Raw genomic sequence first — 1,312 nt, forward strand, 5'->3', positions numbered from 1 at the left:
CAAACGCCATCAGCGGATGCCCGCAACGCGGTTCGCCCGCCAGCGCATCCAGCAAAACCGCCGCCACCGCAGCGCTAATCAGGGAAACAGAAAGCATGATTTCAGTGTCATTGCTCGGCATCGATGCGGGGCAGTGTACTTGACACTCCCGGTCGCGGGGCAGAGGATTTGCCGCTTTCCGGCCCTGTGCCGCCCCGACCGGAGACACCCGTGAGCACGCCTTTGCCCTGGCAACAGCCCATTTCTGCCCCCAGCGAAAGCCATCGGCACGCCGCCCTGCACCGCCAGACCCAGCTCACCAAGCCCGCCGGATCCCTGGGTCGCCTGGAGTCTTTGGCCGTCCAGCTGGCCAGCTTGCAGGCCACGGACCAGCCCCAGGCAGAACAAGTGAGCATGGCCGTTTTTGCCGCCGACCATGGCGTTTGCGAAGAAGGCATCTCCGCCTTTCCCCAGGCCGTCACCGGGCAGATGATTGCCAACTTTGTCACTGGCGGCGCCGCCATCAGCGTGCTGGCCCGACAGCTCGGCGCCGAGCTGGAAGTCATCAATCTGGGCACCGTCACACCACCGCCCATCGAAGACGGCGTCATCGATGAACACGTCGCCCCGGGCACGGCCAACCTTGCCCGCCAACCGGCCATGACCAATACGCAGTTGCACGCCGCTCTGGCCGCCGGGGACCGCGCCGCCCAACGGGCTGCCGACCGCCAGGCCGACCTGTTTATCGGGGGTGAAATGGGGATTGGCAATACCACCAGCGCCGCTGCCCTGGCCTGCGCACTGCTGGGCGAAGACGCGGCCGTCCTCGCCGGACCCGGCACCGGGCTGACACCGGAAGGGGTGTCCCACAAGATCGAAGTGATTACACAGGCGCTGGCACGTCACGAAAAACAATCCGAACCGTTGGCGACACTAGCCTCATTGGGCGGCTTTGAAATCGCCGCTCTGACCGGTGCCTTTATTGGCTGCGCGGTCCGTGGCATCCCGGTATTGGTGGATGGTTTTATTGTCTCCACTGCGGCCCTCGCCGCCTGCCGACTCCGCCCGGAATTACGGGACTGGCTGCTGTTCGCTCACCAATCACAGGAGCCCGGACATCAGCGCCTGCTGCAAGCACTGGATGCCAAGCCTTTGCTGGATCTGTCCTTGCGATTAGGTGAAGGCANTGGTGCTGCTGTAGCGGTACCGTTATTACGCAGTGCCTGCGCGCTGCACAACCGGATGGCCACCTTTGCCGACGCCAGTGTAAGCAATCAAAACGGATAAATTGTCGGATTACGACGACGCCTAATACGACCTACGTTAGCGGGAA

General features: G+C 63.4%; 1 protein-coding gene. It reads left to right on the plus strand.

Annotated features, from left to right (window positions below; all coding sequences use genetic code 11):
- The first annotated feature begins 210 nt into the window (after nt 1-210).
- On the plus strand, nt 211-1,266 hold the full coding sequence (cobT, locus tag A3754_RS25605; protein WP_063521708.1) for a nicotinate-nucleotide--dimethylbenzimidazole phosphoribosyltransferase: 1,056 nt from the start codon (nt 211-213) through the stop codon (nt 1,264-1,266).
- Nucleotides 1,267-1,312 lie beyond the last annotated feature (46 nt).

The sequence above is a fragment of the Alcanivorax sp. HI0083 genome (genome assembly GCF_001635175.1).